15 protein-coding genes are annotated in these 14,151 nt (G+C 65.1%); 9 read left to right on the top strand and 6 right to left on the bottom strand.

Annotated elements, in window-relative coordinates; all coding sequences use genetic code 11:
* Positions 1-120 precede the first annotated feature (120 nt).
* Positions 121-1,365, top strand: a complete 1,245-nt coding sequence (locus HZF03_RS08430) for an acyl-CoA dehydrogenase (RefSeq protein WP_119019138.1) — start codon at positions 121-123, stop codon at positions 1,363-1,365.
* A gap of 165 nt (positions 1,366-1,530) precedes the next feature.
* Entirely contained in the window at positions 1,531-2,226 is a 696-nt protein-coding gene (locus HZF03_RS08435) for a nitroreductase (RefSeq protein WP_119019140.1), read from the top strand.
* Positions 2,227-2,520: 294 nt separating this feature from the next.
* Here the strand turns inward: HZF03_RS08435 and HZF03_RS08440 are convergent, their stop codons facing one another.
* On the bottom strand, positions 2,521-3,303 hold the full coding sequence (locus tag HZF03_RS08440; RefSeq protein ID WP_011157439.1) for an enoyl-CoA hydratase/isomerase family protein: 783 nt from the start codon (positions 3,301-3,303) through the stop codon (positions 2,521-2,523).
* 301 nt (positions 3,304-3,604) lie between these two features.
* Between HZF03_RS08440 and HZF03_RS08445 the strand changes: the two genes are divergently transcribed.
* The 4 genes from HZF03_RS08445 to HZF03_RS08460 all read left to right on the top strand — a co-directional run bounded on the left by HZF03_RS08445 (position 3,605) and on the right by HZF03_RS08460 (position 8,312).
* Complete coding sequence (locus tag HZF03_RS08445) at positions 3,605-4,279, top strand: Crp/Fnr family transcriptional regulator (RefSeq protein ID WP_011157440.1); 675 nt, start codon at positions 3,605-3,607, stop codon at positions 4,277-4,279.
* 11 nt (positions 4,280-4,290) lie between these two features.
* Complete coding sequence (locus tag HZF03_RS08450) at positions 4,291-5,175, top strand: DUF6537 domain-containing protein (protein WP_119018317.1); 885 nt, start codon at positions 4,291-4,293, stop codon at positions 5,173-5,175.
* Between the two features lie 247 nt (positions 5,176-5,422).
* Positions 5,423-5,827: a DUF3307 domain-containing protein gene (locus tag HZF03_RS08455; RefSeq protein WP_012495279.1), complete on the top strand. Its 405-nt coding sequence runs from the start codon at positions 5,423-5,425 to the stop codon at positions 5,825-5,827.
* 274 nt (positions 5,828-6,101) lie between these two features.
* Positions 6,102-8,312 (top strand): sensor domain-containing diguanylate cyclase, encoded by a 2,211-nt coding sequence (locus HZF03_RS08460; protein ID WP_119018318.1) that lies wholly within the window; start codon positions 6,102-6,104, stop codon positions 8,310-8,312.
* A 205-nt stretch (positions 8,313-8,517) separates the two neighbouring features.
* Here the strand turns inward: HZF03_RS08460 and HZF03_RS08465 are convergent, their stop codons facing one another.
* A complete protein-coding gene (locus tag HZF03_RS08465) occupies positions 8,518-8,904 on the bottom strand; it encodes a hypothetical protein (protein WP_119018319.1) in 387 nt (128 codons plus the stop codon).
* Between the two features lie 246 nt (positions 8,905-9,150).
* On the opposite strand from HZF03_RS08465, the gene HZF03_RS08470 reads away from it, so the two are divergent.
* Positions 9,151-9,558 (top strand): hypothetical protein, encoded by a 408-nt coding sequence (locus tag HZF03_RS08470; protein ID WP_119018320.1) that lies wholly within the window; start codon positions 9,151-9,153, stop codon positions 9,556-9,558.
* A 6-nt stretch (positions 9,559-9,564) separates the two neighbouring features.
* On the opposite strand, the gene HZF03_RS08475 is transcribed toward HZF03_RS08470, so the two are convergent.
* Positions 9,565-9,897 carry a YkgJ family cysteine cluster protein gene (locus tag HZF03_RS08475; RefSeq protein WP_011157446.1) on the bottom strand — a complete coding sequence of 111 codons (333 nt, stop codon included), beginning with the start codon at positions 9,895-9,897 and terminating at the stop codon, positions 9,565-9,567.
* Between the two features lie 63 nt (positions 9,898-9,960).
* The gene (locus HZF03_RS08480) at positions 9,961-10,581 is read right to left on the bottom strand and encodes a pyridoxamine 5'-phosphate oxidase family protein (RefSeq protein ID WP_119018321.1); all 621 of its coding nucleotides are present in this window, start codon (positions 10,579-10,581) and stop codon (positions 9,961-9,963) included.
* A gap of 101 nt (positions 10,582-10,682) precedes the next feature.
* On the opposite strand from HZF03_RS08480, the gene HZF03_RS08485 reads away from it, so the two are divergent.
* Positions 10,683-11,600: a LysR family transcriptional regulator gene (locus HZF03_RS08485; RefSeq protein WP_119018322.1), complete on the top strand. Its 918-nt coding sequence runs from the start codon at positions 10,683-10,685 to the stop codon at positions 11,598-11,600.
* Entirely contained in the window at positions 11,597-12,247 is a 651-nt protein-coding gene (alkB, locus tag HZF03_RS08490) for a DNA oxidative demethylase AlkB (protein WP_119018323.1), read from the top strand. Before HZF03_RS08485 ends, alkB begins: the two co-directional genes overlap by 4 nt.
* 6 nt (positions 12,248-12,253) lie before the next feature.
* Here alkB and paaK read toward each other — a convergent pair whose 3' ends face one another.
* A complete protein-coding gene (gene paaK / locus HZF03_RS08495) occupies positions 12,254-13,585 on the bottom strand; it encodes a phenylacetate--CoA ligase PaaK (protein WP_119018324.1) in 1,332 nt (443 codons plus the stop codon).
* A 14-nt stretch (positions 13,586-13,599) separates the two neighbouring features.
* Entirely contained in the window at positions 13,600-14,073 is a 474-nt protein-coding gene (gene paaI, locus HZF03_RS08500; RefSeq protein WP_119018433.1) for a hydroxyphenylacetyl-CoA thioesterase PaaI, read from the bottom strand.
* Between the last annotated feature and the right edge of the window lie 78 nt (positions 14,074-14,151).

Raw genomic sequence — 14,151 nt, forward strand, 5'->3', positions numbered from 1 at the left:
GAGGAGCCCGGCGTAGCCGGGCGTCTCGAATAATGAGCCGAATAACTCATGGTTCGAGACGCGCGATGCGCGCTCCTCACCATGAGGGCCGAGACAAGAACAAAGTGACGAGAGGCTGAGATGAATTTCGACGATACCCCGCAGGAAGCCGAGTTCCGCGCCAAGGCTCGCGCGTGGATCGATGCCAACGCGCCGAAGCAATACGAAGAGGAATTGACCAAGTCCGGCCTCGGCCGCATCAGCCTGAAGAGTGCCGACATCGTCGAGGTCGGCAAGGCGTGGCAGAAGAAGAAGGCCGAGGGCGGCTGGGCCTGCCTGACCTGGCCGACCGAATATGGCGGCCGCGGCGCGACGCCGATCGAGAAGGTGATCTGGCAGCAGGAAGAGGGCGTTTACGGCAAGCTCACCCAGCCGTTCCAGATCGGCGAGGGCATGTGCGGCCCGACCGTGATGGCTTACGGTGCCGAGGAGCATAAGCGCCGTTACTTGCCGAAGCTCGCCTCGGGCGAAGAGATCTGGTGCCAGCTGTTCTCCGAACCCGCCGGCGGCTCCGACGTCGCGGGTCTGCGCACCCGCGCCGAGAAGGATGGCGACGACTGGATCATCAACGGCCAGAAGATCTGGACCTCCGGTGCGCACTACTCGGACTACGGCCTGCTGATCACCCGCACCGACCCGAATGTGCCCAAGCACAAGGGCCTCACCATGTTCTTCCTGGACATGAAGAGCCCGGGCGTCGAGGTGAAGCCGATCAAGCAGGCCAACGGCATGCAGGAATTCAACGAGGTGTTCTTCACCAACGTGCGAATTCCGGACAGTCAGCGTCTGGGCGCCGTCGGCGATGGCTGGAACGTGTCGCTGACCACGCTGATGAACGAGCGCATGTCGATCGGCGCGCGGCTTGCCACCGGCTTCCCGGAGATCTTCGCGTTCTGCAATGATCTGGTGACGGAGAACGGCCCGGCGATCGACGATCCGGCGGTGCGCAGCAAGCTGGCGAACTGGGCCGTGAAGGCCAGCGGCCTGAAGTACACGTCGTATCGCTCGATCTCGGCGTTGTCGAAGGGCCAGCGCCCGGGTCCGGAGAACTCGATCGGCAAGCTCGTTGCCGGCCCGATGCTGCAGGACATCGCTGCGTTTGCGATGGATCTGGAAGGCGCTGCGGGCGTGTTCACCGATCCGGCCGAGGCCGAAGCCGGCGGCAGCTTCCAGGCGATGCTGCTCGGCTCGCCGTCGATGCGGATTGCCGGCGGCACCGACGAGATCCTGCGCAACATCATCGCCGAACGCGTCCTCGGCCTACCCGGTGATATCCGCGTCGACAAGGACGTGCCGTTCAACAAGATCCCGACCAAGGGGCGGTAAGGCGATCATCAAGAGCGGGCCGTCATTCCGGGGCGCGAGCAAAGCTCGCGAACCCGGAATCCCGAAGTTGTTGACATCGATCGATGAGCTGTGCGCGTTTCAGATTCCGGGTTCGCTCACTTCGTGAGCGCCCCGGAATGACGACCATCGAGCAATGAGGCCATGATGACCGACGCTGCCGCGACCACCGCTCCGATCGACGTCCTCGAAGACCTGATGGCAGCCCGCTATTCATGCCGCGGGTTTCGGCCCGATCCGGTACCGCGCGCGACGATCGAGCGGATCCTGGGGGCGGCGCAGAAGACCGCGTCGTGGTGCAACAGCCAGCCGTGGCAGGTGGTGATCACCTCGGGCGAGGCGACGGCGAAGTTTCGCGACGTGATCTATCCGGCTGCCGCCAGCGGTGCGCCGATGTCCGGCGATTTCGAGTTTCCGCGCGAGTATCGCGGCGTCTATCTCGACCGTCGCCGCGAGAGCGGCTTTCAGCTCTACAACGCGGTCGGCATTGCCCGCGGCGACAAGGCCGCGGCCGCCCAGCAGGCGCTGCAGAATTTCAGTTTCTTCGGCGCGCCGCATGTCGCGATCATCACCACCGATGAGGCGCTCGGCGTCTATGGCGCGGTCGATTGCGGCGGCTATGTCACATCTTTCATGCTGGCCGCCCAGGCCCTCGGTGTCGCTACCGTGCCGCAGGCCGCGCTGGCGTTCCATGCCGGCGTCGTCCGCAAGCACTTCGGCCTCGGCGACGACCGCCGGGTCGTTTGCGGCATTTCGTTCGGCTACGCCGACCCCGACCACAAGGCCAACTCCTACCGCACCAACCGCGCCGCGCTCGGCGAGGTCGCGACGTTCGTGGAGTAGCTGCTGCGCCGCCGAGTTCGAACCTCTCCCCGCGCGGGGAGAGGTCGGATCAGCGCGCAGCGCTGAGCCGGGTGAGGGGGCGTTTCCGCTCAGCCGAGAGTCCGCGACTCGCGTCGCCCCTCACCCCAACCCTCTCCCCGCAAGAGCGGGGCGAGGGAGTGCGCTGCCGTTGTGGCACTGGCATCCCATGCTGATTATCGAGCGAAGCCAAGTACAGCTTCTCCACGTCATTCCGGGCTCGCGAGCTGCGCTCGCGACCCGGAATGACGACGGAGAGTCTGCGAAGCATGAGTTTCAAAACCGCGGCGCACGCTTTTCCGTGAACGCTGCGATGCCTTCTTTGATCTCGTCGCTGCGCATCGAGGCGCGGGCGCGGGTGTCGGCGGCTTGTTCGTCGAACGCGGCGCGGGCGAATTCGTTGATGGCGCGCTTCATGCCGGCGACCGCGTTCGGCGCGTTGCCGGCCAGCGTCGTCGCCAAGGCGTCGACCTCGCGGTCGAGCCGGTCCATCGGCACCATCGCGGTGAGATAGCCGATCCGCAGCATCTCGGCCGCTTCGATCCGCTGCGCGGTGAGGAACAGCCGCTTGGCGTTGTCGATGCCGAGGCGGGAGACGTAGCGCTTGATGCCGCCCGGATAGTAATGCAGCCCGAGCCTTGCGGCCGGCATGAACATCTCGGCGGTGTCGACGCCGATGCGGAAATCACAGGCCAGGGCCAGATCGGTCGAACCGCCATAGACGCCGCCGTTGAGCCGGCAGATCGTCGGCACCCGCAGATCCTCGAGCCGGTTGACCACGACTTCGAACGCCGACCCGGGGGATTCGGCCTCGACCTCCGCGGTGGCGCGCTCGGCGACCTCGCCGAGATCGAAGCCCGCCGAGAATGCCCGGCCGGTGCCGGTGAGCACCAGCACTCGCACCGCCGGATCGGCATCGAGCCGCGCGAACTGATCGAGCAGGGTGGCGAGGTCGTCCGGCTGCAGCCGGTTGAGGTGCTTGGGGCGGTTTAGTCGGATGGTGGCGCGAGGACCGTCGATGGTCAGCACCGGCGCGCTGGCAGTGTCGCTGTCGGACATTGGTCAGGTCTCCTGATCGGAAGCGGGCGGCTGCCGGAACGGCGCCGGGCCCTTCAAAGACCGCGGACAACGCCGCGGCGGATGGGAAAATAGGCCGGGCAAACTGCCCGCCGGCCGGGCGCCCGTCAACTCGCCGGGGCGCGGAAGGGGCTCGGGCGCCGCTCGCGCAATCTGCGCCTGCTGTTTATAATTCCGTCCGCACCAGCGTGTAGGGGAGAGCGGCAGCCGGAAGGGCGGCTATCTCTCGGATCGCTTCCGCCGGCTTCGGCGCCTTCGATTGCAAGACAACGGTGGGTCCCACATGGATATGTCTCTCATCGCCCAGAATGCCGGCATGGCGAGCAGCGTGTTCGCGACCATCTTTGTGCTCGCCACCGCCACGATGCGGACGATGATTCCACTGCGGGTGTTCGGCATTCTGACCAACCTGCTGCTGATCGCGGTGTCGATCCCGACCCACAACTATCCGACGCTGGCGCTGCACGCGGTGCTGCTGCCGCTCAACGCCTGGCGGCTGCACCAGATGCTGCAACTGGTGCGCGACGTGAGGAAGTCGGTGAACAGCGACCTGTCGATGGATTGGCTGAAGCCGTTCATGACCGAGCGTAAATGCGCCACCGGCGAAGAGCTGTTCTACAAAGACGAGCGCGCCGAGGAGATGTTCTACATCGTCAGCGGCCGCTTCCGTCTGGTCGAATCCGGCATCGAGCTGCCGGTCGGCGCCATTGTCGGCGAGCTCGGCATGCTGTCGCCGACCCACACGCGGACGCAGACGCTGGAATGCGTCGAAGCCGGTACGGTGCTCGGCGTCAGCTATCGTCAGGTCGAGGAGCTGTACGTGCAGAACCCGGAATTCGGATTCTATTTCTTGCGCCTCGCCAGTGCGCGGCTGTTCGAGAACATTGAATCACTGCAGGCCCGATTGGCTGCGGTCGCGCCGCCGCCGCGGACCGACGCCGTCGGCCGGACCGCCTGAGGGCTGCGGCGTTGGCCGGCTACATCGACGCGCTGCGCTTCACGCTCGCCGAAATGCTCGGCGAGAATGATCGCGTCGTCGTGCTGAACGCACCGGCCACAGCGTCGCCGCCGATTGCGCAGGCGCTGGAGGACGCTGCCGCCCGGCTGGTGAACTATCAAGGGCGCCGCTATGCGCGGCTGTATCTCGACCGGATCAGCCGATTCGTCGGGCGGCGCGAAGTCGACGACGCGATGTTGCTGCGGATCGCCGAGCTGCTGGCGATGCGGATGGCCTACGAAGACCCGATTCGGATTGCGCAGCTCACGCTGCAGGAAGCGGCGAGCGCGCCGTCCGGCCGTGCGATGCCGCGGATCGACCGTAGATGCCGGTTTCGAATCGACGAAGTGGTGGCGGCGCTGCCGGTGGTGGTGGCCGATCCAACGCTCAAAGTGCTGGACTATCTCGGCTGGCTGCACATGCCGGTGAAGATGCGCTTCAACGGCAGCGGATGGCTCGGCATTCGCAAGCTGCGGATCATCTCCTGGTTGCGGCGCTGGCGGTTGCTGTCAATTCGCTATGCCAACGAGCGCAAATGGGTGGAGCGCTGGCTGCACATGATCGACCGCAGCCTCGCTGTCCGTCCCGACGCGGTGACCGCGGTGGTTGAAAGCGCCACCATGGTCCGCGGCTATGGCGATGGCTATCGTTACGGCATGGCGAACTGGACATTGATCATCGACGCGCTGGTGAAGCCGGCGGTGAACGGCACGCTGCCGCTGCCGGATCTGGCACAGGCGATTGCGGAGGCGCGTGCCGCCGCGCTGCCGGATCGCAAACAGACCAGTTTGAAGCGCGCGATCGAAGCCATCAGGGCAAGGTGCGATGCGATGCCAATTCAGGCCGCGGCGTCATGATCGCGCCGATCATGCCACCCGGCTACCGTTTGTGTGCGGTGCGTGCGCGACGGGAATTGCACAGCCATATGAAGGCCGTACGCTGGCAGCCACGTGCATTCGGCCGCGAGAAATGTCATAAAACTGCGCTGGTCGATGCCGACCGGCTGCGATGCGAAGCCTCTGCGCGGGAGGGCGGGCGATCGGACTGTCGGGCCCCGACAGCCGCCGCCATCACCGCCCGCAAGGCCCAAGCGAAGGTGCGAGCTTGATCCTTCCCGATTTGTCGTCGTCGATTGCGGTGGGCGCACTGATCTATTGGATGCTGCTCCTCACCATCAAACACGTGTTCGCGGATTTCATTTTCCAGAACAAGTGGATGGCGATGGGCAAGGACGCCAAGACCGGGTGGGCGCTGCCGCTGCTTGCGCATTGCAGTGTGCATCTGGTGATGACGACGCTGCTCATGCTGATCCTTGCGCCGCGTTACTGGTACATCGGCGTGATCGATTTCCTGATCCATCTCGCGATCGATCGGCTGAAGGGCTTCCTCGTTGCCACTTACGACGTCACCAATCAGGATCGCTGGTTCTGGTGGCTGATTGGCACCGATCAGGCGCTGCATCACTTGACCGGCTTCGGCCTCGCCATCGTCCTTGCCGCAAATCCGTGAGACGTTAGCCCGGTCCGAGTAGTACGACCGGTTTTGCAATCCGCCGGTTCCGCACTCCGTCAATTTGTCAGCGCGGTGTGCACGAAAAACTCACGATCAGAATCAATCGGACCGTTCAATCCGCAGGATTACTCGTGTTCGAGGCTGCTCCACGTAGTTGTACGCGGTGCGGCGTTAACGGCTGCATGACTTGCGACTGATTAGCGTCGTTGCGATCAGCAGGGGATGCTGACCGCACGCGACGTCGTGGCGGATAACCCGAAGTTCCGGTGCAATGGCCCGCCATTTGGAATCGCAGCTCGACTTCATCTTCTTCTTCTATGGGCTGTCGTTCATCCTGCTCGGCGCACTGTGTCTCGTGCTCGCCCGGGGGCAAGACGACGATCGTGGAGCCACGATCCGCTGGATCGGACTGTTCGGCTGCGTCCACGGCGCCAACGAATGGCTCGACATGCTCGCTCTGATCGCGGGCGATGGCACCGAGTTCATGGTGGTCCGGACGGTGGTCTTGATCGTGTCCTTCATGCTGTTGGCCGAGGCGGGACGGAAGGGGGGGGAGACGCACGGCCTGCCGATGCCCGGGCCGTGGATTTATATCCCTATCCTCATAGGCATCGGCGCGATCGGCTTTGTCGACGGGTTGGCCTCGGCGAAGGCGGCGGCGCGCTATCTGCTTGCCGCGCCCGGCGCGGTCCTCGTTGCCTTCACGGCGTTCACGGGCCGAAACGACGACATTCGGATCAATCGGCCGCTGATGGTCGGTGTGACGATCGCCTTCGCCGGTTATGCCGTGGCGGCCGGCATGATCGTCGAGTTCGCACCGTTCTGGCCGGCCAACAGCTTCAATCAGGAGACGTTTCTACGCGTCACCGGCGTGCCGATTCAGCTCGTTCGTGGGCTGATCGCGGTAGCGCTTGCGGCGCTGGTCTGGGCGGCCTGGGGCCGCCGGGTGATGGAGAAGCTGGATTATCCCGGCTATTCGCTGCACTTGAAACGCCAGTTTATCGGTGTGCTCACGACCCTGCTGCTGGTCTTGGCGCTTGGCTGGGCGCTGACGAACTATCTCGGCGAGATCTATCGCGAGGGGGTCGAGGGCGAAGCGACCGGCGACGTTACTCTGCTGGTCAGCGGCCTCGAACGCGAAACCGCGATCGCCGACGCAATGGTGAAAGCGCTCGCGGCGTCGCCATCGGTCCAACCGATGTTGGCTGGGCGGGAAGGCAACCGTGTAGCCGAGCTGTCGCTGCTCGAACTCGATGCCGGAGTCATACAGGCGACCCGTGGCCTGATCGTCAATCGTGCCGGGGATATCGTCGGATCGTCAGATTCGTCGGATCAGAGCTGGCTGGGCATGCCGAACCTACGCTCGGTCGATTGGTTCGAGCAGTCGATCGCCGGCCGGGCCGTGCACCAGATCCGGGTCGATCCGCCACAGCGCCTGCGAACTTATCTGACCGCTTCCCCGATCCGCGATGCCCATGGAGAAATTCAAGGCGTCGCGATGCTGGAGACGTCGCTGGAAACACTTGCGGAGCTGATGACCCGCTTCGACCAGGCATTTTTTGTCGTCGATGCACGTGGGCTGGTCGTCATTACCAACCGCCGCGACGAACTGTTCCGAACGCTGTGGCCGCGGCCGGATCTGCCGCGTCTTCAGATCGCCGAACAGTTTGGAGCGTCGGGACGCCCGATGCTGGCTCGCGAAATCTTTGGCGGCGACTGGGTCGAGTTCGGCGGGCGACGCAGCTACGTGCTGCGGCAGCCGATCGACGGCACCCAGATGTCGCTGATCCTCGCCATTCCGGTGAAGGGGATCTTCGCCAGCCGGCTGCTCGGCATCATCATCACGCTTCAGGTCGCGATCGCTGCGCTGTTCTATTTCTTCGGCATGGACCGCGGGGTGCGGGACCGTTTCGAGCGCCAGCTTCGCGAGGAACTGCTGATCCAGACCGAAGATCTCGCCCGCCAGGCGGCCACGGACTCGCTGACCGGCTTGGCGAACCGGATGAAGTTCGATGCCCGCTTGAACGAGGAGTTGTCGCGGTCGCTGCGTAGCGGAAGACCGTTCTCGCTGATCATCTTCGACATCGATCACTTCAAGGAAGTCAACGATATCTACGGTCATCCGGTCGGCGACCAAGTGCTGGTCCGGCTGTCGCGGACCGTCGACGCGAGCGTTCGGCAGGCGGACCTGTTGGCGCGCTGGGGTGGCGAAGAATTCGCGATCCTGCTGCCCGACACCGACGCGGCGGCGGCCTATGAAACCGCCAAGAAGCTACGCCTGCTGGTCGCGCATACCATCTTCGAGCATGTCGGCACGATCACCGCGAGCTTCGGCGTTGCCCAGGTTCTGCCCGGCGATCATGCCGACACGTTGGTGGCACGCGCCGACAATGCGCTGTACCGGGCCAAGCTGAACGGCCGCAACCGGGTCGAACTCAGCCTGCCGGTGATCGAAGTCGTGGAGCTTTCGCCCACCGCGTAACGCACGAAGCGTAGCCCCGCGCTCCTTGTGTTGGATCAGCAGCCATCCGTCAGGCGTGGAGTTCGCGCATCGATCTCGTGTTGGCCGGGTTTGTTCCGGCCAGCAGCCAGTTTTCCGCGACTTTTGCTCCCGGACGTGAATCCGCGGGTCAAGCCCGGGCAGGACGCGGGCCTGTAGCATTCTCTACGAGTGTCTGGCCGGGCTCTCAGGCGCTCAGTCGATCCTCTGGCCCCGGCGCGGAACTCTCGTTCGGGGCCTCCTGCTTCTGCAGGTGTGGGGCCAGCTTGGCATTGGCCTTCATGAATTGCTGCTGCCACGCCATGCCGTCTTCGAGCACGCGCGCCGTCGCGCCGCCGAGCCAGTCCTGATACTCGCGGAACGCATCGAGCGGCGTTGTCGCTTCGCCGATCCTCCGGGCCGCTTCGAGAGCGGCGCGGGTTCCAATTCGCCGGCGCTCGAACCAGCCGTCGGCAAACTCCTTCATGCTGTCGAGGACGGTTGCCTCGCCTTCCCAGAACTTGATGCCCATCGGGGCGTAGGTCTTGGCGGCGGGCTGTAACAGGTTGGGAAATAACGAGACCGGATCAGCCATGTGTACTCTCCATCGTGAAGATGAACGAACTCACTGAACCGAAAGCCGCTCAAGGGCGGCACTTGAATAGTTAACCGATTAGATGGCGACGTCACGACGAAACTGCAGGTCGTCGCAAATCGTGATCGCCGTTTAGTTCCATGCGTCTCGCGCAACGGCTGGTGTGGGTATCAGGTTGTGTAGTTAAGAGGTCCTTAACAAAATCAGCCGCATCCTTGCGATCACAACCTGTTCGGGAGAACGCCGATGTGGTCCAGCCGTGAAGCTTTCGAGAACGACGCTTGCCCGGTCCGCGAGGAACTGCTGGGCCAGATGTACCGAGCTAACGAAAACGGGCTGTCGCAACTCGTCGACAGCGTGTCCGGCGATGTCCGGGCGATGTTGGCGCTGTTTTGCTATCGTCGCGCTCATCTGCAGCCGTTGGCGCTGGCCGTCGCTGCGACCTGTGACGAGCGCGACCTGATCCAGGCCGGCGGACGAGCGGGTTCCGTGCTGTATGCCCTGGCCCATGAAAAACGCTCGCCGCGGGTGAGCGGTTACACACAGCGCAAATCGATTACGCTTTCGACTGCGCCGCTCGCCAGTTTCGCCCCGCTCGATCAGGAGACGGATGTGGAACTCGACGGTCAGCCGGCGCCGGACGCCACCAACTGATCGAACTCAGTCCGTGATCGCGGCGGGAAGCGGCGGGAGCCGGAACTTCCGCCGCGCCATCAGGCATTCGGGATCGCCGGGCTGGCAGTCGCGGCAGACCTCGGGTCGCAGCGCGTAGATCGTGCAGGCGGTCGCCTGACCGATCGTCCCGCTCAGCGCGGCGCAGCGATTGGCTTCGCAGCGCATTCCCGACAGCCGCTGATTGACCAGCGCGGCCGGGATCGCGTCCAGCGCGGCGTCGTCCTCGATCGTGAAGCGCGGCCAGTTTTCCGAATAGCCGCAGCAGGCGCCGCAGCTCTGGCACGGGTTTTCAGCTTCAATCGGGGGAAGGGCGTTCATCGCCTCTCTTTATCCCGCTCCGGCCGGGTGCGAAACCGGCCGCCTGCGCGGATCGGCCAACCATTATTCCCGCGGCTGCGTGGCCGCCGCGAGCAGCGCCTCCAACTCGGCGATCCGAATGTCGCGCGTCGTGATCGCGGCGGCGACGTCCGCCGCATCAAACTTCTGCGGGATATGCTGCGGGCAATTGCTGTCCCAGGCCTCGACCTCGAACAGGATCGCCTGTTCAGGTCTTGCCTTGTAGCCCTTTGGCATCAGCCGCGCGACCAGCTCGGGATCGTCCTCGATCACCTTGGCGCGGCCCCAGATCTTGATCCGGCGCCGGTGCGCATAGTCAATCACGAACAGATAGGCCTTCGGGTTTTCGGCCAGATTGCCCTGGGTAATGAACTGCTGGTTGCCCTTGAAGTCGGCGAAACCGATGGTGTGCTCGTCGAGGATGTGAAGGAAGCCGGCGGGCCCGCCGCGATGCTGAATATACGGCTGCCCGTCTGCGCTGGCGGTGGCGAGCAGTACGCTGGTCTGGGCGCGGAGGAAGGCGGCCAAATTGTCGTCGATGGTGGTGGACCAGCCGCCGTTGCGTTCGACGCGGGCATAGGCGTCGCGCGATCCCTTGCGCGCCTGGATCGCCTTGACGGTCGGCGTGAACGCGATGTCGCTGGAGACGTGCAGTGCTTCGGTCATGTGACCCTCCTGCTTGATGCCTCCCGACAGATCGTTCTTTCCTTGGACGGAAACAATCAGTTGATTTGACACTTCATTGTTGCGCCCCTCGAAATAGTGGCATGGACCGATTGGACACGATGACGGCGTTTGTGGCCGTCGCCGACCTGAAAGGCTTCGCGCCGGCTGCGCGAAGACTCGGGCTGTCGCCCTCCGCGGTGACCCGGATGGTTGCGGCGCTGGAAGAGCGTCTCGGCACCCGGCTGTTGCAACGGACGACACGCTCGGTCGCGCTGACCGATACCGGCGCTCGCTATTTGGAACGGGTGCGGCGGATCTTGGCCGACGTCGAAGAGGCCGACACCTCCGCCGCGGCCGAGCGCGTCACCCCATCTGGCAGGCTGGTCGTTTCGGCTCCCGTCGGCTTCGGCCGGCGTCATGTCGCGCCGCTGCTGTCGGACTATCTGCGACGCTACCCGGAGGTGACCGGCGAGTTGCGGCTGTCGGACCTGATGATCAACCTGGTCGAGGACGGTGTCGATTGCGCGGTCCGGATCGGACATCTGTCGGATTCAAGCCTGGTGGCGCGGCAGCTCGGCGCCATGCGCCGGATCGTGGTGGCCTCGCCGGCCTATTTGGCGGCGCGCGGCGTTCCGGCCACGCCGGCAGAGATCGCGGCGCATGATGTGATCCACTTCGGACAGACCGGCGCGCCGGCCGGCTGGCACTTCGTCGTCGACGGCCGCGATGTCCGCATCGCCTGCACGCCGCGCCTCGTCAGTAATGTTGCCGACGTCGCGATCCTGGATGCCGAGCGGGGCGGCGGCCTGACCCGCGTGCTGGCCTATCAGGCAGCGGACGCGATCGCGGCAGGGCGGCTGCAGATCGTGCTGGCGAACTACGAAGTGCCACCGTTGCCGATTGCGATCGTCTATCCAACCTCGCGGCTGTTGTCGGCGAAGGTTCGGGCTTTCATCGATCTTGCAGCGGAGACGAGCGACTGGCGCTTCGCCGGTGATGGGAAGAGGAGCAGGGTGTGACGGCGGATCTGTTCGACGGTCTCGACGACGCGCCGCGACGGGAAGACATCGCGCCGGGTGCTGCGCTGCTCAGCGGTTTTGCCCGCGCAAACGAGCGCGAACTGCTCGCCGCGATCGACGCGGTGGTGGCGCGTGCGCCGTTCCGCCACATGATGACGCCGGGCGGTCACACGATGAGCGTGGCGATGACGAGCTGCGGCTCCGTCGGCTGGGTCACCGACCGCCGCGGCTATCGCTACTCGCCGAACGATCCGGACAGCGCGACGCCGTGGCCAAAGATGCCTGCGGTGCTCCGCGATCTTGCGCAGCGCGCCGCCGCTGACGTCGGCTTTGCCGGCTTCGATCCGGACGCCTGCCTGATTAATCGCTACGTGCCCGGCGCCAAGATGGCGCTGCATCAGGACAAGGATGAAGCCGACTTCTCGGCGCCGATCGTGTCGGTGTCGCTCGGCCTGCCGGCGACTTTTCAGTTCGGCGGCATGGCCCGCAGCGACAAGCCGCGACGCTATGAGCTGCGTCATGGCGATGTGCTGGTGTGGGGCGGCCCGTCGCGGCTGGTGTATCACGGCGTGCTGACGCTGAAGGACGGCGAGCATCCGCTGCTCGGCCGACAGCGGATCAATCTCACCTTCCGCAAGGCGCTGTAGCGCGCGCTAGCCCTTCGGCCGCTTGTCGAACACCCGCCGGGCCTTGCCGAGCGAGCGCTCCAGCGTGTCGGGCGGCACCACCTTGATGGTGGTCGAGATGCCGATGGTGTTCTTGATGTAGGCGGCGACCCGCTCAGCGTGCGGCACCAGCCCGGCGCCGTCCCAGCTCTCGGCGCGCGCTTCGGCCAGCACCGTCATCTCGTCCATCCGGCCTTCGCGGGTCAGCTCGATGATGAAGTGGCCGCCGCACCAGTCGGTGCCGAGCAGCACTTCCTCGATCTGGGTCGGAAACACGTTGACGCCGCGCAGGATGATCATGTCGTCGGAGCGGCCGGTGATCTTTTCCATGCGGCGCATGCCGGGGCGCGCGGTGCCGGGCAGCAGCCGCGTCAGGTCGCGGGTGCGATAGCGGATCACCGGAAAGGCTTCCTTGGTGAGCGAGGTGAACACCAGTTCGCCTTTCTCGCCATCCGGCAGCACGTCGCCGGTGTCGGGATCGATCACTTCCGGATAGAAGTGATCCTCCCAGATGTGCAGGCCGTCTTTGGTCTCGACGCATTCCTGCGCGACGCCGGGGCCGATCACTTCCGACAGCCCATAGATGTCGGTCGCATCCATGTCGAACGCCTGCTCGATCTCGGCGCGCATCGCATTGGTCCAGGGCTCGGCACCGAACACGCCGTATTTCAGCGAGGATTGCCGCGGGTCGAGGCCCTGGCGTTTGAATTCATCGAGGATCGCCAGCATGTAGCTCGGCGTTACGGTGATGACGTCGGGGCGGAAGTCGTTGATCAGCTGCACCTGCCGTTCAGTCATGCCGCCGGACACCGGAACGACGGTGCAGCCGAGCTTTTCGCCGCCGTAGTGCGCGCCTAGGCCGCCGGTGAACAGGCCGTAACCGTAGGAGTTGTGAATGATCATGCCGCGCCGCGCACCGGCGGCGCGCAGCGAGCGGGCCATCACGGTGGCCCAGGTGTCGATGTCCTTCTGCGTGTAGCCGACCACGATCGGCTTGCCGGTGGTGCCGGACGACGCGTGGACGCGCACCAGGTTTTCGCGCGGCACCGCGAACATCGCGAACGGGTAGTTGTTGCGCAGATCGGTCTTCACCGTGAACGGAAACTTCGACAGATCGGAGAGCTGGCGGAAGTCCGACGGATGCACGCCCTTGCGGTCGAACGCGGCTTTATAGTGCGCGACGTTGTCGTAGGCGTGCTTCAGCGACCAGGCCAGCCGCTTGGTCTGCAGCGCGACGATCTCATCGCGCGAGGCGCGCTCGGCGTCGTCGAGCTCCGGATTGTAAGTACCCGGCTTGATCTGGTGCACGGTTGCGGCCATCGCCGTCTCCTTCCTCAGCGTGGGTCTGGTTGTTGCGGTGGCACTAGCGTGCCGCCGATCGAGCGCGAATGGCCGCGGAATTCGGCGATCACCGTCTGGCCCGAGCTGACGCGGACGTCGTAGATGCCGCTGCGGCCGGAGCGCGACACTTCGCGCGCTGTCGCGACCAACCGGGCGCCGAGTTTCCCGGGGCGGATGAAGGTGATCGCGCCCTGCGCCGCGACCGTCGAGTCGTTGTAGGAATTGCAGGCGTAGGCGAAGGCCGAGTCGGCGAGGGTGAAGATGAAGCCGCCATGGGCGATGCCGTGGCCATTGACCATGTCGGTGGTCACCGTCATCGCCAGCGTGGCGAAGCCGGCGCCGATCTCGACGATCTCCATGCCGAGCGCCTTGCTGGCGTGATCGTTGGTCCACATCGCATCGGCGCAGGCCCGCGCCAGTTGGTCGGGCGATAGTTCGGCCTGGGTCTGCGGAGCCGCCACGGTCACTGCGGGCTCCTGCAGGCGCAGTACAGCGACATGGCGCAAGGCCACGACGCCTGATCGGCGATCAGGTCGGTCACGTTT

The organism is Rhodopseudomonas palustris (genome assembly GCF_013415845.1).
GTDB lineage: Bacteria > Pseudomonadota > Alphaproteobacteria > Rhizobiales > Xanthobacteraceae > Rhodopseudomonas > Rhodopseudomonas palustris_F.